This is a genomic window from Streptomyces achromogenes (assembly GCF_030816715.1).
Classification (GTDB): Bacteria; Actinomycetota; Actinomycetes; order Streptomycetales; family Streptomycetaceae; genus Streptomyces; species Streptomyces achromogenes_A.
In genome coordinates, this window is record NZ_JAUSYH010000001.1 from 7,599,321 (window position 1) to 7,618,351 (window position 19,031).

Here is a 19,031-nt window from a genome sequence, read left to right on the forward strand (position 1 = left end):
TGACCGGGAATTCCCGCGGCGGATCAAGACAAACGCCATCACCGTGCAACCTCTGCTTGTTCCTGTGCGTCTTGGTCGCTTACGTTCCACACCAATCCGGACGGACGCCTAATCCTGCCGCCGCCCGGAATCCGCACACTCACCCGTGCACGGCAGGAGCGGGGGACCCACAGGCATCACCGCCTGTTCCGGTCCCGGAACAGGCTCGGGGTAAAGCCGCGTCCCGACGTGGCCGGACATCTCCAGTCCGCACCCGACAGCTCACCTCGCAGGCGCCGGAGAGGAATTCGTCATGCCCGCGAAGGGTAAGCACCGCCGTCCCAAGGCCCAGCGTTTCACCCGTTCCATAGCCGCCGCCGGAACCGGCGGGGCCGCGCTCGCCCTTCCGCTCATGGCCGCCTCCGGCGCTCACGCGGCCACTCCGGAGTCCGCGTCCCAGGCGGTCTCCCAGACCGTCGCGCAGACGGTTTCGCACAAGTCCGCGCAGGCCGCTCCGGTGACCCGGAAGACCGCCGCCACGACCTACACCGTGCGCTCCGGCGACTACCTCTCGAAGATCGCGACCGAGCAGCACGTCAGCGGCGGCTGGCACAGGCTGTACCGGGACAACCGTGAGGCCGTCGGCGCCGACCCCTCGCTGATCCACCCCGGCCTCAAGCTGTCGATCGGCGGGAAGGCCGCGACCGGCGCCGCCAAGTCGTCCGGCCCGTCCGCCGGTTCGTCCTCGGCGGACTCTTCCTCGAAGTCCTCGAAGTCCTCGAAGTCCTCGAAGGCGTCGAAGGCGTCGAAGTCGTCGGAGTCGTCGTCCTCCGGGTCCTCCGCGAAGGCGGCCACCCAGGCCGTCGAGAGCGCGGCCGGGTTCACCCTGCCCGTGTCCGGCGCCACCGTCGGCACCCCGTACCACCAGTCGGGCAGCATGTGGTCCAGCGGCTACCACACCGGCGTCGACTTCGTCGTCCCGACCGGCACCTCGCTGAAGGCCGTCGCCGAGGGCACCGTCGTCTCCGCGGGATGGGGCGGCGCCTACGGCAACCAGGTCGTCATCAAGCTGAACGACGGCTACTACGCCCAGTACGCCCACCTGTCCCAGCTCTCCGTCTCGGCCGGCCAGACCGTCGGCGCGGGCCAGCAGGTCGGGCTCTCCGGCGCGACGGGCAACGTGACCGGACCGCACCTGCACTTCGAGATCCGCACCACGCCGGACTACGGCTCGGACGTCGACCCGATCGCCTACCTCCGCTCCCACGGCGTCTCCGTCGGCTGACCCCCTCCGACGACCCCGCGCCTGACACGCAGCCGAAGGCCGGTCCCGATCGCACGATCCGGGGCCGGCCTTCGGCGTGTCCGGTGTGGGTGCGCCGCGGACCCCGCGGACCCCGCGGACCCCGCGGACTCCAAGGGCCCCGCGGACCCCCGCTGACTCCGCCGACTCCGCTCGTTCATGATCGTTCGATTGCGGTCGTGTGGCGTGTCCGGTCGCACCGTCGACAGGCGACGCCGATACGGACACAGTGGTCCGGTCAGACGGCAAGCGCTTTCGGCGTCGGCCTCGGACCCGAGGGGACGCCGACCGGGCGTCGGCGCGGGGTCCGCCGCGCACGGAGGCCGCCCGCCGCCCCGGTCCCACCGAAGGAGCCGCATCCCGTGACGACGACGCGCAGAGCATTCGGCACACTCGCCGCCTCCGCCGCCCTGGCCGCCCTCGCCCCATCGACGACGGCGAGCGCCGCACCCCGCCGCCGTCGGCTGATCGCCCACGACGACTTCCGGCACGGCCTCGGCCGATGGGCCGTCGAGCGGGAGCGGGGCGGTACGGTCACCGCCTCCTGCGGAAGCCTCGAGATCGACGTGCCCGCCGGCGCGACCGTCTGGTTCACGCGGCGGCTCGACGGGCCGTACGTCCTCGAGTACGTCGCCACGCCCGTCTCCGCCGGCGGGCCCAACGACCGCGTCTCCGATCTCAACAACTTCTGGAACGCCGTCGACGTCCGCTCCCCGGACGATCTCTTCGCCACCGCGCGCGGCGGCGCCCTCGCCGAGTACGACCATCTCAAGACGTACTACGTGGGCTACGGCGCCAACGGCAACACCACGACCAGGATGCGCCGTTACGTGGGCGAGCCGGGCGTGCGCCCGCTGCTGTACGACTACACCGAGCCGCTGCTCGTCGCGAACCGGCCGCACCACGTGCGGATCGTCTCCGACGGCTCGGTCGTGCGCTGGTGGAACAACGGCCGGCTGGTCTTCGACCACACCGACCCGGAGCCCTACACGAGCGGCCACTTCGCCTTCCGCACCACCTGGAGCCACTTCCGCATCAACGACTTCCGCGTGTGGTCCCTTATTCCCTGATTGGCAAATTCTTTAGGAGTGGCTTTTCTCACCGACCGTCAAGCCCTGCCTACGGTCGCGTAGGTCACATTCGAAGGTGAATCATGATCTGCCGTGGCAGACGATTCGAAGAGTGACAACAGATCAGTGATCGGGTCGTACGTGGCGGTGGGGGACAGCTTCACCGAAGGCGTCGGCGACCCCGGCCCCGACGGGGCGTTCGTCGGCTGGGCCGACCGGTTCGCGGTGCTTCTCGCGGACCTGCGGCCCGAAGGCGACTTCGCCTACGCCAACCTCGCGGTCCGCGGCAAGCTGCTCGACCAGATCATGGAGGACCAGCTCCCCAGGGCGGTGGAACTCGCCCCGGACCTGGTCTCCTTCTGCGCGGGCGGCAACGACATCCTCCGTCCCGGCACCGACCCGGACGAGGTCGCCGAGCGTTTCGAGCGCGCGATCTCCTCCCTGACCGCCGTCGCCGGCACGGTCATGGTGACCACCGGCTTCGACACCCGTGGCGTCCCCGTGCTGAAACACCTGCGCGGCAAGATCGCCACCTACAACGGGCACGTCCGCGCCGTCGCCGACCGGTACGGCTGTCCCGTGCTCGACCTGTGGTCCCTGAAGTCCGTGCAGGACCGCAGGGCCTGGGACGGCGACCGGCTCCACCTCTCCCCGGAGGGGCACACGCGGGTGGCCCTGCGCGCCGGGCAGGTCCTCGGCCTCGACGTGCCGGCCGATCCGGAGCAGCCCTGGCCGCTGCTCCCGCCGCGCGGCGCCCTCGACGTACGGCGCGACGACGTGCACTGGGCGCGCGAGTACCTGGTGCCCTGGATCGGGCGCCGATTGCGCGGGGAGTCCTCCGGCGATCATGTGATCGCCAAGGGCGCGCTCTCGCCGGACGACATCAGGATGCGCATCGCGGCCGTCGCGTAGCGGGGTCCCGGGTCACGGCCCGCACCTGAGGGAACGGCCGGCCGTCGGCGTCGTACGGCCGGCCGCTCCACCAGTGAGGTGATCGCACGGGAGTGGCGTCGGGGCGGGACCCTGGGCCGGTGCTGGGATGACCGCACCCGCACCGTCCGTGCCCGCGCCCGCACCGTGAGCGGCCGACACCTCGAGGACCGGTCCCGTATGTCCCTTTCCCGTACGTCCGTCACCGCGGCGCTCGTCGCCCTGCTCGCCCTCGGCGGCCCGGCGCTCACCGCGCCCACGGCGGCGGCGCTGCCCGCCCAGCCCGCGACCGCGGCCGGCGCCTTGGCGGCCGACGCCTCCACCGTGACGGTGACCGGCGAGGGCAGCGCGAGCGCGGAGCCCGACCTCGCGGTCGTCGGCGCCGGCGTCGAGGCCACCGCCAAGACCTCGCAGGCCGCGATGGACGCCCAGAGCGGTGCGGCCGCCGCGCTGCTCGCCGCGGTGCGCGCCGAGGGCGTCGCCGACCGGGACGTCCACACCGAGAGCGTGTCCCTCCACCCCGTCTACGACTCCACGGGCGGCGCCTCCCGACTGACGGGCTACCAGGCCGCGCAGTCCTTCACCGTCAAAGTGCGCCAGGTGTCGAGGACCGGCAAGGTCCTGCAGGCGGTCACGGACGCCGCGGGCGACGCGGCCCGCATCGGCTTCGTGGTCTTCGACGTCTCCGACCCGGCCCCGCTGCGGGCCCGCGCGCGGGAGGCCGCGCACGCCGACGCCCGGGCCAAGGCCGAGCAGTACGCCCGCCTCAGCGGCCGTGAGCTGGGCCGGTTGATCTCGCTCAGCGAGGACGCGTCCACCACACCGCGCCCCGTCCCCTCGGCAGGTGACACGCCCGGCGCCGGCATGGCCGCCGTACCCGCGGCGCCCGGCGAGATCCGGGCGACGGCGACCGTGACTGCGGTCTACGCCCTGGACTGAGCACCGCTCAGGCCGTACGGCCCGTCTGCGAGGCCGGCCGTCCTGGCCGCCTTCGCCGTCCGGGGTTCCGTGCGCCTGCGGCAGCGGGGGCTGACGGACTGCGGCGCTCGCGGGTCGTCCGGTCCCGGCCGACTTCTGGCTTCCGGACCCGGCTTCCCATCGGTGCTGGCGGGCAGGATCCCGGTCAGGGTCCCTGTGTGCCGGAAGGGCCGGAAGGGCCGGAAGGGCCGGAAGGGCCGGAAGGGGCGGAAGGGCCGGAAGGGCCGGAAGGGGCGGAGGTGCCGACGGGCAGCCCGAGTTCGCGGGCCAGCGCCTCGTTCACCCACTCCTGCGCACGGGCCCGGGACACCGCGCCCGAGTAGGACGTCAGTTGCACGGCGAGCCCGTCGAGCAGGGCCGTCAGACGCAGGGCCGTGGCGGCCGGATCGGGGCACCGGAACTCACCCGCGGCGACGCCCTCCGCGATCACTCCGGCGAGCGCGGCCTTCCACTCCCGGTCGAGGTGGCGGGCGACCTCCCGCAGCGCCGGCTCGCGCAGTGACACCGCCCAGCCCTCGATCCACAGCCGCCAGCCCTTGGCCTGGCCGGTGGGCGCGTACCAGCGCACCACCGACCGCAGCCGGCGCAACGCCGTGGTGCGGCGGCCGACCAGCTTGCGCAGATGTGCCAGGTCGTCCTGAGCCGCGTGGGCGAACGCGTCGGCGACCAGCCGCTCCTTCGTCGAGAAGTGGTACAGCACCAGCGCGTTGCTCACCCCGAGGGCCGCGGCCACGTCGGCGATCCTGACCGCCGCCACGCCCCGCACCTCGATCTGCTCGATGGCCGCCCGCAGCAGTTCCTCCCGCCGCTCGGCCACGCTCAACCGGACCCTCGCCACGCCCGTCACCCTACACAGGGGCTGTGAGCTGCCCCGACGCCGTCATCCGCCGTCGCCGAACCGCTCCGTGACGGCCCGCAGCCGCTCCTTCGCGAGCGCGTGCGCGGCCGCCCGCGGGGTCGTCCCGTCGCCCTCCGCGCGATTCAGCACCCGCTCCGTCAGGCCGCGCATCGAGCGGCGCGTGTACTCGAAGGCCTCCTGTGCGTCCGCGCCGACGTCGCCGAAGAGCGTCCACCACCACCAGGCGTTCGTCCCGGAGTTGACGACGACGTCCGGCAGCACGCTCACCCCGCGCGCGTTCAGCAGCGCCTCCGCCTCCGGAAGGACCGGCATGTTGGCCGCCTCGGCGATCCAGCGGGCGGTGATGTGCTCCTGCTCCCGCACGCCGATCGCGTACGACACGGCGGCCGGCACCAGCACTTCGGCCTCCGCCGACAGCCAGGCGTCGCCCGGCAGTTCACGGTCGCCGGGTCGCAGCGCGGACCGGTCGACCGTGCCGTGGCCGTCCCGCGCGGCCAGCAGCGCCTCGACGTCGAGCCCGTCGGGGTGGGCGATCGTGCCCCGGACGTCGGCGACGGCCACCACCGTCAGCCCCGCGCGCGTGAGGAAGCGCGCGGTGGCGCCGCCCATGGTGCCGAGCCCCTGGAGCGCCACCCGGGTCCCGGCGTACGGCACGCCGGCCCGGTCCAGGGCCGTCAGCACGGACTCGGCCACTCCGCAGCCGCCTACCAGCTCGTCGAGGCCGATGCCGTCCACCTCGACCGCGAAGGCGTCCGCGAGGCGCGCGCGGGCCGCCCGCGCGTCGTCCAGCAACGGGTAGACGGCCTGCACGGACGAGACGAGACCCGCCTCGGCGGCGGCCCGGTCCACCAGGTCCTGGGTCAGGCCCAGGTCCTCGCCGGTGGTCCAGCAGCTCTCCACGTACGGACGCATCGCCCGCAGGTAGCGCACCAGCATCCCGTACGCCCGCGGATCCCGTGGGTCGCAGTCGATGCCGCCCTTGGCCCCGCCCAGCGGGACGTACGCCGCCCCGGGATCGTAGTGCAGCGCCTCCTTCAGGCTCATGCCGCGGGCCAGACCGGTCACCTCCGCCAGGGTGCAGCCCTCCCGCATCCGCAGTCCGCCGCTGCACACGCCGCGCACGAGACGGTCGACGACCAGGAAGCCCCGACGGCCGGTGACGTCGTCCGTCCAGGTCAGGGACAACAGAGGGGCGTCGGACACACGGACTCCAGGACCGGGGCGTTACTGAACAGTGGGTCAGTATCGGGACGTGCGGCGAGGGCTGTCAACGCGTTGTCGGGCGAGGCGACCATAATGGAATGCCTCAGCGACTCCACCTGGAGGTACCGTGTCCGGTTTCCGTTCCCTGAGCTCCGGGCTCCGCGGTCTGCAGCCCGAGGCCTTCGGCGCGGATCCGAGCGGTGAGCGCCTGGCGCGCATCCGCAGATCGCCGCACTACCAGGACGGCGTCTTCCAGAACCCCGGCGGCCCGGCGCGCACCCGCCCGTCGGGCTCGATGCTGGACTTCGCCAAGGTCTTCTTCGACAAGGAGCAGCGCCCCCGGCGGGCTCCCGCGGGCACCGTGCCGGTGCACGCCACCACCCTCGCCGACCTCGCCAAGCCGCCGGTGACCGGCCTCAGGGTGACGTGGCTGGGGCACTCCAGCGTGCTCGCCGAGATCGACGGGCAGCGGGTGCTGTTCGACCCCGTCTGGGGCGAGCGCTGCTCCCCGTTCGCCTTCGCGGGGCCCAAGCGGCTGCACCCGGTCCCGCTTCCGCTGGCCGCGCTCGGCCCGGTCGACGTCGTCGTCATCTCGCACGACCACTACGACCACCTGGACCTGCCCACGATCAAGGCGCTGGCCGGCACGGACACCCTGTTCGCGGTGCCGCTCGGCGTCGGCGCCCATCTCGAGCACTGGGGCGTGTCCGCCGGCCGGCTGCGCGAGCTGGACTGGCACGAGGCGACCGAGGTCGGCGGGCTGACCCTGACGGCCACCCCGGCCCGCCACTTCTGCGGCCGCGGCCTGCGCAACACCCAGCACACCCTGTGGGCCTCGTGGGTGGTGGCGGGCGCGGAGCACCGGATCTTCCACAGCGGGGACACCGGTTACTTCGACGGTTTCCGCGACATCGGCGCCGCGCACGGCCCGTTCGACGCGACGATGATCCAGATCGGGGCGTACTCCGACTTCTGGCCGGACATCCACATGACGCCCGACGAGGGCATGCGGGCCCACCTCGACCTTCAGGGCGGCGCCGGCGGGGTGATGATGCCGATTCACTGGGCCACCTTCAACCTCGCCACGCACGCGTGGGCCGAGCCGGGGGAGGGCACGCTGGCCGCCGGCCTGGCCGCGGGTGCGCGGGTCGCGGTGCCCCGCCCGGGGGAGCCCTTCGAGCCCACGGCCGAGACCGTTCCGCAGGAGCCGTGGTGGCGCGGTGCGGCCGTCGCCCCCGCAGGGGGATGGCGCCCGCTCTACGACCCGACACCCAAGGCCAACGCCGATACCGAGAGTGACGTCCAGACGGGTGCCGCTGAGGGCGGAGAGGCGCCGGAGGCGGTTCCGGCGGGCTGACCGGAGCACTGCGGCGTACGAACGTGCGGGTCGGGGGCGAAAGGCTCCTCGGCCCGCTCGGTCGTTTTCGGATCGCCTCTGAACAGGTCTGATCGAATTCTTTTGGTGCTGCTTCGTGGGACGCGCAGGCTTATCGGTCTGTCGTACGACCCCTCATACCAGAGCGGGACGCTCGCCGGTGGACTTTGTCAACTGCCCACCGCACATGATGGGTTGCCGACTACTGTGAGTGGTCGTCGGGCGACACCGGGCCGTGTTTCCCGGCTCTCCCGACCGACGACCCGGCTCGACGGACCAGTACGAGGACACCGATGTCTCACCTCCGCGCACCCGCCGCACGAGCAGACCGCCGTGAGGGCGGGCGGCACGGGCGGCCCGTGGCCCGCATCGCACCGGCGCCGGCCGAGACACACATACGGCCCCAGTTGGTGCGGCTCGCCGTGCTCCCCCCGACCGCGGTGGCGCTGAGCGCCTGCGCGGTGGTCCTGTTCACGGTGCGCTCCAGCGGCATGCGCCCCGGCCCGACCCTGTGGGCGGTCCTGGTCGGCGCCGCCGCGGTGACCGGCGTCGGCATCGTGATCGCGGCGGTGGCCGCCGACCGCGCGGCCCGCTCCGTCAGCGACCGCCTTGCCGTCCTGCGCCGCCGCAGCGCACGCGACGAGGCCGACCTGCGCGCCGTCATCGAGGCACTGCGCCGCGGCGAGGTCCCCCCGCAACGCACCTCGCGCGGCGGACCGCCCGCCGGCGCGGACGACTTCGAACTGCTCGCGGCCGACCTGGCACGCGCCCACGACGGGGCCGTCGGCGCCGTCGTGCAGGCCGCACAGCTGTCGAGCCAGGCCGGCAGCGAACAGAAGCTGGAGGTGTTCGTCAACCTCGCACGGCGTCTGCAATCCCTGGTACACCGTGAAATCTCGATCCTCGACGAGCTGGAGAACGAGATCGAGGACCCCGATCTCCTCAAGGGCCTCTTCCACGTCGACCACCTCGCCACCCGCATCCGCCGGCACGCCGAGAACCTCGCCGTCCTCGGCGGGGCGGTGTCGCGCCGGCAATGGAGCAACCCGGTCCCCATGACCGAGGTGCTGCGCTCCGCCATCGCCGAGGTCGAGCAGTACGCCCGCGTGAAACTCGTCCCGCCCATCGACGGCGAACTGCGCGGCCACGCCGTGGCCGACGTGATCCACCTGCTCGCCGAACTCGTCGAGAACGCCACGGTGTTCTCCGCGCCGCACACCCAGGTGCTGCTGCGGGCGAACCTGGTCACCTCCGGGCTGGCCGTCGAGGTCGAGGACCGCGGGCTCGGCCTGCCGGTCGAGGAACAGAGCCGGATGAACGCCCTGCTCGCCGACCCCGACCAGGTCAACGTCGGACGGCTGCTGGCCGACGGGCGCATCGGACTGTTCGTCGTCTCCCAACTGGCCCGGCGGCACGGCATCCGGGTCCGCCTGCAGAGCAACATCTACGGCGGCGTCCAGGCCGTCCTCGTCGTGCCGCAGGCCCTGCTCGGCTCCGCCCAGGGCGTCCTCGCGGCGGCGTCACCGGGCCCGGCCACCGACGGCGCGGGACGGCCGCTCGCGCCCGCCACGGCACCCGTCGTCACCCCGGCGGCGACGCCGCGTACGACGGCCGCGGCCCCGCCGCCGCTGCCCGCGGTCTCGCCGGCCCGACCCGGCCGTACCGGGCCGCGACTCGTCGCCGGCGCCGATGGGACGACGGCACGGGACACGCGGGGCGCGGGCAGGTCGTTCGCCCCCACCCCCGCTGTCGCCCCCGTCAACGCCCCTGCGCACGTGACGGCTGCGGCGCGCAACCGGACCGAGCCCTCGCCGGCGCAGGCGTACCCGCAGACGCAGGACGCCGCGTCCGTCGGCTCCTCGGGCGGCGGAATGCCGGGGGAGGTCCGGGTCTCGTCCGGAACGGGGCGGCCGCCGGGGCCGATCGCGTCGTCGCAGGCCCCGAACACGCCCGAGCCCGGGGGGAGTGCGGGCCTCCGGTCACCGCAGGGAGCCTCCGCGGCCGGGCGCACCGGTCACGCCCCGCAGACGCCCGAGACCGGCGCTCCGCGGGGCGACGGCGACCGGCCCGCCCCGCTCCCCGTCCGCGGCGCCCGGGCGGCGCGACCCAACCCGGCCGAGGCCGTGCCCGGCATCCGGAGCGGCGACCGCCCCGTCGTCGAGGAGCACGAGGGCATCGCGCCCACCCCGCGCGTCGGCACGGTGCGCGGCACCATGGGCAAACCCCACCTGCCCCGCCGCCGCGCCCAGGAGCACATCGTCCCCCAGTTGCGCGGCGGGCCGGCCCCCCGCCCGGACGTCGAACCGTCCGCCGGTCACGACCCCGGTCTGATGGCCGCCTTCCAACGGGGCGTCGGCCTCGCGGAGGCTCAGCAGAGCCTCGAGGCGGACGCGGCGGAGCCGTCCCCGAAGCTGCTGCCGGACTCCTCCCTACTGGCGGAAACCTCGCAGCCGGCCACCTGCCCCGAACCGTACGGATCGCAGCCCGCCACCCGCCCCGAGCCGTACGGGTCGGAGCCGCATGCGCACCCTGAGCTGCACGGATCGCAGCCCACCGCGCGCCCCGAGCCGTACGGATCGCGGCCGGCATTCCGCCCCGAGCCGTACGCATCGCAGTCGGCCGTCCAGCCCGAGCCGTCACCGACCGAGCGGCCGTGGGACACCGGATCGCTCCACGCGTCGGCGCGGGGGCGCGGCGGGCATCCGGACGACGCCGGTCACGGCGGTGACGCGACGGCCGCAGCCGCGCGGGGCGTCCCGCTCCCGCTCCTGCCGCCCGCGCCGTTCGCCATCGACGCACTGCCGGCGCACCGGCCCGGGATATCCGAGGCGCGCCCCGCGCACACCGCCGCGCCCCCCGAGGCGTACGGCGCGCGCGACGGGCTGGACCTGCCCGAACCCGACCGATCCACCACCCGGCACGACGGGAGCGCACCAGCCGGATGAGCCCTGCGAGCACCCCCACCCGCACTCTCACCCCCACCCTCAGCGCTCCCGCAGACCTTCGTACCCCAAGGAGTCGATCCACCATGGCGAGCGATGCGCCGACCGGCCATGTATCCGACCTCGACTGGCTGATGAGCGGCCTTGTGCAGCGTGTGCCGCACACCATGAGCGCGGTGCTGCTCTCCTGCGACGGACTGGTGAAGTCGGTCCACGGCCTCGATGCCGACAGCGCCGACCACATGGCGGCGCTGGCGTCCGGCCTGTACTCCCTCGGCCGCAGCGCCGGCGTCCGGTTCGCCGACGGCGGCGACGTCCGGCAGGTCGTCGTCGAACTCGACTCGACGCTGCTGTTCGTCACCACCGCCGGCTCCGGCACGTGCCTCGCGGTGCTCGCCGGACGGGAGGCCGACGCCGCCGTGCTCGGCTACGAGATGGCGATGCTGGTGAAGAGCGTCCGGCCGTATCTGACGACCGCGCCCCGGCAGCACGCCGTCGAACCGTCGGTGATGGGACCTTGAGGGTGGCGGCGGCCGGCGACGGGCCCTGGCTCGACGACGCGGCCGGACGGCTGGTGCGCCCTTTCACGGTCAGCGGCGGCCGTACCAGGCCCAGCGTCGCCCTCGACCTCATGTCGCAGGTGATGGCCACCGGGGCGACCCCCCTCGGCTACCTCGGACCCGAACACGCACTGGCGCTCGACCTGACCCGTGCGCCCGTGTCGGTCGCCGAGATCGCGGCCCATCTGAAGCTGCCGGCGGCGGTCACCAAGGTGCTTCTGTCCGACCTCCTCGACTGCGGGGCGCTGACCACCAAACCCCCCGAGTACCACCACATCCCCACCGACCGGGCCCTTCTGGAGGCAGTGCTCGATGGACTACGACGACAGCTCTGAGCACGACGACGCGTACGAGGCGTACGGTGCGCACCGCCGCCACGGAGCGCACGACGGCGGCGGCTCGGACCCCTTCCCCACCGCACTGAAGATCCTGGTCGCGGGCGGCTTCGGCGTCGGCAAGACGACCTTCGTGGGCGCCGTGAGCGAGATCGCGCCGCTGAGCACGGAGGAACTGCTCACCACCGTCAGCGCCGCGACCGACAACCTCGACGGCATCGAGAACAAGGTCGAGACGACCGTCGCCATGGACTTCGGCCGGATCAGCCTCGACCCGCAGCATGTGCTGTACCTGTTCGGGACGCCCGGACAGGAGCGGTTCTGGTTCATGTGGGACGAGTTGTCCGAGGGCGCCCTCGGCGCGGTCATCCTCGCCGACACCCGGCGCCTCGAGGAGTGTTTCGCGGCCGTCGACTTCTTCGAGGAACGCGGACTCGCCTTCATCGTCGCCGTCAACGAGTTCGACGGCTCCCACCGCTACGACCCCGAGGAGGTGCGGGCCGCCATCGACCTGGACCCGGAGATCCCCGTGGTGCGCTGCGACGCGCGGATCTCCGCCTCGGGCGTCCAGACCCTGCTCACCCTCGTCAAACACCTCATCGCCCACGCGCCGGCCGCACCCCAGCCGAGCCGCGGCGCACACATGTGACGCCCGCACACAACGCCCCGGAGCCGCATATGACGTTCGTCCACAGTGACGGAGCCCGGCCATGAGCTACGACCCACCGCGTCCGGTCGGTCGTCTGCTGCTCACCCCGGAGGACAGAGAGGCTCCCGCCCGTGCCCGCAGGCTGCGCCGACTCGGCCTCGGGGAACAGCCCGAACCCGCCCTGGACGCCTTCGCGGACCGCCTCGCCGAAGTGACCGGAGCGCCGTACGCCATGGTCAACTTCCTCGACGGGGAACGGCAGTTCTTCGCCGGGCTGCACACCCCGCAGGGCGGTCGGGCCGCTCGCGGCGGCAAGCCGGAGGTGGGCCGCCGACTGCCCCGCGAGTACGGCTACTGCCCGCACGTCGTCGTCCGGCGCAAGGCGCTGGTCCTGGAGGACGTCGGCGACTACCCGCGCTTCGCGGGCAACCCGGTGGTCGACGAGTACGGCATCCGCTCCTATCTCGGCGCCCCGCTCATCGACACCACCGGGATGGTGCTGGGCACGGTGTGCGTCGCCGCCCTCGCGCCCCGGCCCTGGGGCAAGGCCGGACTGGAGACCATCAAGGCCACGGCCGCCGACCTCGTCGGACGGCTGCAGCGGCGCGACGCCGGCGACCCCCCGCCCTGAGCGCCCCGGGCGTCCTCTGGGCCCCGCCCTGAGCACCTGTCAGGGAGCCCGCCACACGTTGTCGAACGCCGCCTTCTCGATGGACCGCCGCTGCCGGACGGCCTCGAGTTCCGTCACCGCGTCGGCGACCGTCGCCACCACCGTCACGACCGTTTCGCCGAGGGCGTCCGGGAGGCCGCCGGCCGGTTCCTCGCGCAGACCGACGGCGGCCGCCAGCCCGGCGAGCACCGGTTCCCGCGACGTCCAGCGTGCGGTGGCGCCGCTGCGGGCCGGCGAATCCACGGGCGCGGTCCGCGCGCCGATCAGGCGACGCGGCCGGCCGAGCACGCCGTCCGCCTCCAGCCGGGCCGTGTAGGCCGCGGCCAGACCACGCCCGCGACGCCACAGCCAGTCCTCGACCGACTCGTACGGCGGCTCGCGCAGCAGCGCCGAGGCGGCCTCCTGAAGGAGGGGATCGGACGGCGCCGACGGCGGGCCGGGCACGAGGAGGCCGCCGTCCAGGGCGAGCACCCCGGCCCCGACCAGGTCGAGCACCTCGGCGCCCGCGAGGGCGAGCGACAGATCGCCCTGCCCGACGGGTCGGGCCGCCGCCATGTCGATCGCGACGATCATCAGGTCCTGTGCTGTGGTCATCAGCAGCTCCACGTCAGTCGGCCGGCCTCGTGCGGGTTGCGGTCCAGGGTGGCACGGCCCACCGTGGTGTGCGGGAAGCCGGACCAGGCGGGCGCGGCCACGCGGTTGGACCGGGTGAACGCGGGTGCACGCGGTGGGACCCGTGGGAACCGGTGTGAAGCAGAGCTGTGGCGGCGCTTAAGAAAAGCTCGATGGACCTGGCCGGGCGGAGTGCGGCAGATTGCTGGGCGAATCCACCCGTCTTCCCGGCTGCGGGGCCTGTCGGCCTGCCCGCGTCGGGCCCTCATCACAGGAGCCGTTGCGTTGAAGGCGCTGGTCAAGGAGAAGGCGGAGCCCGGACTGTGGCTCACGGACGTTCCGGAGCCCGTGGTGGGGCACGGCGACGTGCTGATCAAGGTGCTGCGCACCGGCATCTGCGGCACCGACCTGCACATCCGGTCCTGGGACGGCTGGGCGCAGCAGACGATCAGCGCGCCCCTGGTGCTCGGGCACGAGTTCGTCGGCGAGGTCGTCGGGACCGGCCGGGACGTCACGGACATCGCCGCGGGCGACCTGGTCAGCGGCGAGGGACACCTCGTCTGCGGCAAGTGCCGCAACTGTCTGGCCGGCCGCCGCCATCTGTGCCGGGCCACCGTCGGCCTCGGCGTCGGGCGGGACGGCGCCTTCGCCGAGTACGTCGCCCTGCCCGCGGCCAACGTGTGGGTGCACCGGGTGCCGGTGGACCTCGACGTGGCGGCGATCTTCGACCCGTTCGGCAACGCGGTCCACACCGCGCTGTCCTTCCCGCTCGTCGGCGAGGACGTCCTGATCACCGGCGCCGGCCCGATCGGCCTGATGGCCGCCGCCGTCGCCCGGCACGCCGGAGCCCGCAACGTCATGGTCACCGACGTCAGCGAGGAGCGCCTGGAGCTGGCCCGGAAGATCGGCGCGAGCCTCGCGCTGAACGTCTCCCAGGCGTCCATCGCCGACGGACAGCGCGAACTGGGGCTGCGCGAGGGCTTCGACATCGGCCTGGAGATGTCCGGCCGGCCCGAGGCGATGCGCGACATGATCGCCAACATGACGCACGGCGGCCGGATCGCGATGCTGGGGCTGCCCGCCGAGGAGTTCCCCGTCGACTGGGCCCGGATCGTCACGTCCATGATCACGATCAAGGGCATCTACGGCCGGGAGATGTTCGAGACCTGGTACGCGATGTCGGTGCTGCTGGAGGGCGGTCTCGACCTCGCCCCCGTGATCACCGGCCGGTACGGCCACCGCGACTTCGAGGCGGCCTTCGCCGACGCGGCGAGCGGCCGCGGCGGCAAGGTCATCCTCGACTGGACCGCGTGAACCGTCTGCTTCCGCCGCATACCGCTTCCGCCGCTTCCGAGTGTTTCCTAGGAGCCTTCCGATGTTCGACTCCGTGCGTGACGACCTGCGCGCCACCCTCGACGAGATCCGCGCCGCCGGTCTGCACAAGCCCGAGCGGGTGATCGGCAGCCCGCAGTCCGCCACGGTCGCCGTGACCGCGGGCGGCCGGCCGGGCGAGGTCCTCAACTTCTGTGCCAACAACTACCTGGGGCTCGCCGACCACCCCGAGGTGATCGCCGCCGCTCACGAGGCTCTGGACCGCTGGGGCTACGGCATGGCGTCCGTGCGCTTCATCTGCGGGACGCAGGAGGTGCACAAGGAGCTGGAGGCGCGGCTGTCCGCGTTCCTCGGCCAGGAGGACACGATCCTGTACTCCTCCTGCTTCGACGCCAACGGCGGCGTCTTCGAGACGCTCCTCGGCCCCGAGGACGCGGTGATCTCCGACGCCCTCAACCACGCCTCGATCATCGACGGCATCCGGCTGTCCAAGGCCCGCCGGTTCCGCTACGCCAACCGTGATCTGGCGGATCTGGAACGGCAGTTGAAGGACGCGTCGGACGCCCGGCGGCGGCTGATCGTCACCGACGGCGTGTTCTCCATGGACGGCTATCTGGCGCCCCTCGCCGAGATCTGCGACCTCGCCGACCGCTACGACGCCATGGTCATGGTCGACGACTCGCACGCCGTCGGCTTCGTCGGCCCCGGCGGACGCGGGACGCCCGAGCTGCACGGCGTGATGGACCGGGTGGACATCCTCACCGGCACCCTCGGCAAGGCGCTGGGCGGCGCGTCCGGCGGCTATGTGGCCGCCCGCGCGGAGATCGTCGCCCTGCTCCGTCAGCGCTCGCGCCCGTACCTGTTCTCCAACACCCTTGCCCCGGTCATCGCCGCGGCCTCCTTGAAGGTCCTCGACCTGCTGGAGTCGGCGGACGACCTGCGGGTGCGGCTCGCCGAGAACACCGCGCTGTTCCGCCGCCGGATGACGGCCGAGGGCTTCGACGTGCTCCCCGGCGAGCACGCCATCGCCCCCGTGATGATCGGCGACGCGGCGACGGCGGGCCGGATGGCGGAACTGCTGCTGGAGCGCGGGGTGTACGTCATCGGGTTCTCGTACCCCGTCGTTCCGCAGGGGCAGGCCCGCATCCGCGTCCAGCTGTCCGCCGCGCACTCCACGGCCGACGTCGACCGCGCCGTCGACGCGTTCGTCGCGGCCCGGGCGGAGCTGGGGGAGTCGGCGGCCGCGACGGTCTGAGCCGCGGCTTCGCACCGGCCCCGGCCCGGAACCGGCCGCGGCCCGGAACCGGCGGTCCGTCCGTCCGCACCCGGGATGGGCGGTGGGTGGCGGGAGGGCGAGGCGCTCCGTGGACGGTCCGGTCGGGCCGTGGCCCTGAGGGCCCCGACATATTGCGATAATCGATCCCATGATCGAAGCGCGGCGGCTCCACATCCTCCGTGCGGTGGCCGACCACCGCACCGTGACGGCGGCGGCCGCCGCGCTGTATCTCACCCCGTCCGCCGTCTCCCAGCAGCTGGCGGCCCTGGAGCAGGAGACCGGCCACCGGCTGGTCGAGCGCGGCGCCAAGGGCGTACGGCTCACCCCCGCCGGCGAGATCCTGCTCGGTCACACCAACGCCGTCCTCGCCCAGCTGGAGCGGGCCGAGGCGGAGCTCGCCGCGTACAGCTCCGGCGCGGCGGGCACGGTCACGGTCGCGGCCTTCGCGACCGGCATCGCCCTCGTGGTGGCTCCCGCGGTGGCGCGGCTCGCCCGCACCGCGCCGGGGATACGGATCCGCGTCCAGGACGCCGAGGGCGACGCCAGCCTGCCGATGGTGCTCGACCGGCAGGTCGACGTCGCCGTGGCGGTGGAGTACCGCGGGGCCCCGGCCGCCGACGATCCCCGTCTGACGCACCTGCCGCTGTACGCGGAGCCCTTCGACGCGGTGGTGCCCGTCTCCCACCGGCTCGCCGACACCGCCGAGGTTCCGCTGGCCGAGCTGGCCAAGGACACCTGGATCGGCCCCTACCCCGGCAACCCCTGCCACGACGTGGTCGTCCTGGCCTGCGAGAACGCGGGCTTCCAGCCCCGCATGGAGCACTCCTCCGACGACTTCCGCGCCGTCGTCGCGCTGGCCTCGGCGGACGCGGGCGTGGCGCTCGTCCCGCGTTCGGCGCTGCGCGGCATGGATCTCACGGGGGTGGTCGTCCGGCCGGTCGACGGGGTCGCGCCGACCCGGCGGGTCTTCGCGGCCGTCCGCCGGGGCGCCGAGGAGCACCCGCTGATCCGGCCGGTGCTGAAGGCCCTCGGCGAGGCCGCCGCGGTGTGAGGGCCGCCGCGGTGCGAGCCTCCGCGGGGCGATACAGCTAGGCCTCGCGGTGTGAGGTCCGCGTAACGCAGACGTCTCATATCAGGGATAGATTCCCGGATATGAGACGAGAAGCGGACGCCGTGGAGACACCCGACCCCGTCGACGCGCGGCTCGCCGGCCGGCTGGCCGAGCTGCGGGCCGAACACGGCTGGTCACTGGGGGAGTTGGCCGAGCGCAGCGGGGTGAGCCGGTCCACCCTGTCGCGCGCCGAGCGGGCGGAGATCAGTCCCACGGCCTCGCAGCTCAACCGGCTGTGCCATGTCTACGGGCGGACCATGTCGCGCCTGCTCGGCGAGGTCGAGGCGGAACCCGCCCCGCTGGTGCGTGCCGAAGAGCAGCCCGTCTGGACGGACCGGGCCTCCGGGTTCGTCCGGCGCTCCGTGTCTCCGCCGCACCCGGCGCTGCGCGGCGAGCTGGTCGAGGGGCGGCTCGCCGTCGGCGCGGACATCGCCTACGACCGGCCGCCCGTGGCAGGTCTTGAGCAGCATGTGTGGCTCCTGGAGGGCGTCCTCGAGGTGACGGCCCAGGACACCGTGCACCGCCTCGCCGCCGGAGACTGCCTGCGCCTGCGGGTGTGGGGGCCGACCCGGTTCCGGTGCGCCGGCGACGCCGAGGCGCGGTACGTGCTGGCGGTGGTGCTCCCGTGACCCCGACCCGCCTCGACGCCCCCGGCCTCCTCGACCGCGCGCGGGAACTGGCCGGCCTGCTGACCGACACGGTGGACGGCGGCGCCTCGGTGGGCTTCCTCGCCCCGCTGGACCCGGAGGACGCCGTCGCGTGGTGGCATGAGCGGGCGGAACAGGTCGCCGCCGGACGGCTCGCCGTCTGGGCCGCCCTGGACGGCGACCGGGCCGTGGGGACCGTGAGCCTCGCCTTCGCCGACAAGCCCAACAGCCGTCACCGTGCCGAACTCGTCAAACTGATGGTCCACCGGGACGCCCGCGGCAAGGGCCTCGCCCGCACCCTGCTCGGCATCGCCGAGAAAGCCGCCGCCGCGGCCGGCGTCACCCTTCTCCACCTGGACACGGAGACCGGCAGCCCCGCCGAACACCTCTACCGCGCCACCGGGTGGACCAGGGCGGGGATCGTCCCCGACTACGCGGCGAACCCGTACGGAGTGCTGCGGCCGACCACCCTGTACTACAAACACCTCGCCGCGGGGTGACTGTCAGCGGCAGCCGCTACGGTGCGGAGCATGCCGGACGCCGAAGACGTACGCCGTATCGCCCTGTCCCTGCCGGAGACCACGGAGAAGACCGCCTGGAGCATGCCCACCTTCCGGGTCGCGGGGAAGATGTTCGCCACCCTGCCCGAGGAGGAGACCTCCCTCGCCGTGCGCTGCCCCAAGGAGGAGCGCGACGAACTGGTGCTCGCGGAGCCCGGGAAGTTCTGGATCGCCGACCACGAGGCCCAGTTCGCCTGGGTGCGGGCCCGGCTGGCCGCCCTCGAGGACGAGGAGGAGCTGCGTGACGTCCTCGCCGACTCCTGGCGGCAGGCGGCCCCGCAGCGCCTGCTGGAGGCCTATCCGGACCTCGGCGTCGTCCGCGGCGGCTGACGGCGCCCGGACGGCCGCGGCCCGGGAAACGGATGCGCGACCACCGACCCGAGTGCGGTATGGTTTCCCTGCACGTTCGGCCAGGGGAAACCCCAGGTCAGGCGGGCAACGGGACGTGGCGCAGCTTGGTAGCGCACTTGACTGGGGGTCAAGGGGTCGCAGGTTCAAATCCTGTCGTCCCGACTGGAGACAGTCGCAGGTCAGGGCCGGTTCGGAGAAATCCGAACCGGCCCTTGGTCATTCTCGGGGACCATGCCGGGCCCCGACGCTCGGCGGCCGCGCGGACCGCGCCCCGGACGTGCCGGGCGGG

General features: G+C 73.5%; 19 protein-coding genes, 1 tRNA gene and 1 riboswitch. Of the genes, 17 read left to right on the forward strand and 3 right to left on the reverse strand.

Features of this window, described 5'->3' with window-relative positions:
• Nucleotides 1-130 precede the first annotated feature (130 nt).
• Nucleotides 131-288: riboswitch (cyclic di-AMP (ydaO/yuaA leader) on the forward strand.
• A 4-nt stretch (nt 289-292) separates the two neighbouring features.
• From QF032_RS33990 to QF032_RS34005, 4 genes are all read left to right on the forward strand, one after another.
• Complete coding sequence (locus tag QF032_RS33990) at nt 293-1,264, forward strand: M23 family metallopeptidase (RefSeq protein WP_307059061.1); 972 nt, start codon at nt 293-295, stop codon at nt 1,262-1,264.
• A 380-nt stretch (nt 1,265-1,644) separates the two neighbouring features.
• Entirely contained in the window at nt 1,645-2,352 is a 708-nt protein-coding gene (locus QF032_RS33995) for a DUF6250 domain-containing protein (RefSeq protein ID WP_307059063.1), read from the forward strand.
• Between the two features lie 126 nt (nt 2,353-2,478).
• The gene (locus QF032_RS34000; RefSeq protein ID WP_307050440.1) at nt 2,479-3,264 is read left to right on the forward strand and encodes an SGNH/GDSL hydrolase family protein; all 786 of its coding nucleotides are present in this window, start codon (nt 2,479-2,481) and stop codon (nt 3,262-3,264) included.
• Between the two features lie 198 nt (nt 3,265-3,462).
• Complete coding sequence (locus tag QF032_RS34005) at nt 3,463-4,221, forward strand: SIMPL domain-containing protein (RefSeq protein WP_307059065.1); 759 nt, start codon at nt 3,463-3,465, stop codon at nt 4,219-4,221.
• 184 nt (nt 4,222-4,405) lie between these two features.
• Here the strand turns inward: QF032_RS34005 and QF032_RS34010 are convergent, their stop codons facing one another.
• Both QF032_RS34010 and QF032_RS34015 read right to left on the reverse strand, forming a co-directional pair.
• Nucleotides 4,406-5,098, reverse strand: a complete 693-nt coding sequence (locus QF032_RS34010; RefSeq protein ID WP_307059067.1) for a TetR/AcrR family transcriptional regulator — start codon at nt 5,096-5,098, stop codon at nt 4,406-4,408.
• Nucleotides 5,099-5,140: 42 nt separating this feature from the next.
• Nucleotides 5,141-6,322 (reverse strand): Glu/Leu/Phe/Val dehydrogenase dimerization domain-containing protein, encoded by a 1,182-nt coding sequence (locus QF032_RS34015; protein ID WP_307047785.1) that lies wholly within the window; start codon nt 6,320-6,322, stop codon nt 5,141-5,143.
• Between the two features lie 127 nt (nt 6,323-6,449).
• On the opposite strand from QF032_RS34015, the gene QF032_RS34020 reads away from it, so the two are divergent.
• The 6 genes from QF032_RS34020 to QF032_RS34045 all read left to right on the forward strand — a co-directional run bounded on the left by QF032_RS34020 (nt 6,450) and on the right by QF032_RS34045 (nt 12,814).
• On the forward strand, nt 6,450-7,679 hold the full coding sequence (locus tag QF032_RS34020; protein WP_307059069.1) for an MBL fold metallo-hydrolase: 1,230 nt from the start codon (nt 6,450-6,452) through the stop codon (nt 7,677-7,679).
• Between the two features lie 311 nt (nt 7,680-7,990).
• Nucleotides 7,991-10,642: an ATP-binding protein gene (locus QF032_RS34025; RefSeq protein WP_307059071.1), complete on the forward strand. Its 2,652-nt coding sequence runs from the start codon at nt 7,991-7,993 to the stop codon at nt 10,640-10,642.
• Nucleotides 10,643-10,725: 83 nt separating this feature from the next.
• Nucleotides 10,726-11,160 (forward strand): roadblock/LC7 domain-containing protein, encoded by a 435-nt coding sequence (locus QF032_RS34030; RefSeq protein ID WP_107447071.1) that lies wholly within the window; start codon nt 10,726-10,728, stop codon nt 11,158-11,160.
• Nucleotides 11,161-11,162: 2 nt separating this feature from the next.
• Nucleotides 11,163-11,534 carry a DUF742 domain-containing protein gene (locus tag QF032_RS34035; RefSeq protein WP_107447072.1) on the forward strand — a complete coding sequence of 124 codons (372 nt, stop codon included), beginning with the start codon at nt 11,163-11,165 and terminating at the stop codon, nt 11,532-11,534.
• Nucleotides 11,512-12,183, forward strand: coding sequence for a GTP-binding protein (locus QF032_RS34040; protein WP_306947243.1), 672 nt, complete (start codon nt 11,512-11,514; stop codon nt 12,181-12,183). Before QF032_RS34035 ends, QF032_RS34040 begins: the two co-directional genes overlap by 23 nt.
• 61 nt (nt 12,184-12,244) lie before the next feature.
• Nucleotides 12,245-12,814 (forward strand): GAF domain-containing protein, encoded by a 570-nt coding sequence (locus QF032_RS34045; RefSeq protein WP_306947241.1) that lies wholly within the window; start codon nt 12,245-12,247, stop codon nt 12,812-12,814.
• A gap of 39 nt (nt 12,815-12,853) precedes the next feature.
• Here QF032_RS34045 and QF032_RS34050 read toward each other — a convergent pair whose 3' ends face one another.
• Nucleotides 12,854-13,447 (reverse strand): GOLPH3/VPS74 family protein, encoded by a 594-nt coding sequence (locus QF032_RS34050; protein WP_307047791.1) that lies wholly within the window; start codon nt 13,445-13,447, stop codon nt 12,854-12,856.
• Nucleotides 13,448-13,750: 303 nt separating this feature from the next.
• On the opposite strand from QF032_RS34050, the gene tdh reads away from it, so the two are divergent.
• The 7 genes from tdh to QF032_RS34085 all read left to right on the forward strand — a co-directional run bounded on the left by tdh (nt 13,751) and on the right by QF032_RS34085 (nt 18,904).
• Nucleotides 13,751-14,779: an L-threonine 3-dehydrogenase gene (tdh, locus tag QF032_RS34055; RefSeq protein WP_306947237.1), complete on the forward strand. Its 1,029-nt coding sequence runs from the start codon at nt 13,751-13,753 to the stop codon at nt 14,777-14,779.
• A gap of 61 nt (nt 14,780-14,840) precedes the next feature.
• Entirely contained in the window at nt 14,841-16,052 is a 1,212-nt protein-coding gene (locus QF032_RS34060) for a glycine C-acetyltransferase (RefSeq protein ID WP_306947235.1), read from the forward strand.
• Nucleotides 16,053-16,221: 169 nt separating this feature from the next.
• Entirely contained in the window at nt 16,222-17,124 is a 903-nt protein-coding gene (locus tag QF032_RS34065) for a LysR family transcriptional regulator (protein ID WP_307059073.1), read from the forward strand.
• Between the two features lie 101 nt (nt 17,125-17,225).
• A complete protein-coding gene (locus QF032_RS34070) occupies nt 17,226-17,813 on the forward strand; it encodes a helix-turn-helix domain-containing protein (RefSeq protein ID WP_307047796.1) in 588 nt (195 codons plus the stop codon).
• Nucleotides 17,810-18,331, forward strand: a complete 522-nt coding sequence (locus QF032_RS34075) for a GNAT family N-acetyltransferase (protein WP_307059075.1) — start codon at nt 17,810-17,812, stop codon at nt 18,329-18,331. The genes QF032_RS34070 and QF032_RS34075 overlap by 4 nt, the downstream gene beginning before the upstream one ends.
• A gap of 30 nt (nt 18,332-18,361) precedes the next feature.
• On the forward strand, nt 18,362-18,721 hold the full coding sequence (locus tag QF032_RS34080; RefSeq protein ID WP_307047798.1) for an MmcQ/YjbR family DNA-binding protein: 360 nt from the start codon (nt 18,362-18,364) through the stop codon (nt 18,719-18,721).
• Between the two features lie 109 nt (nt 18,722-18,830).
• Nucleotides 18,831-18,904 (forward strand) — tRNA-Pro (locus QF032_RS34085).
• Nucleotides 18,905-19,031 lie beyond the last annotated feature (127 nt).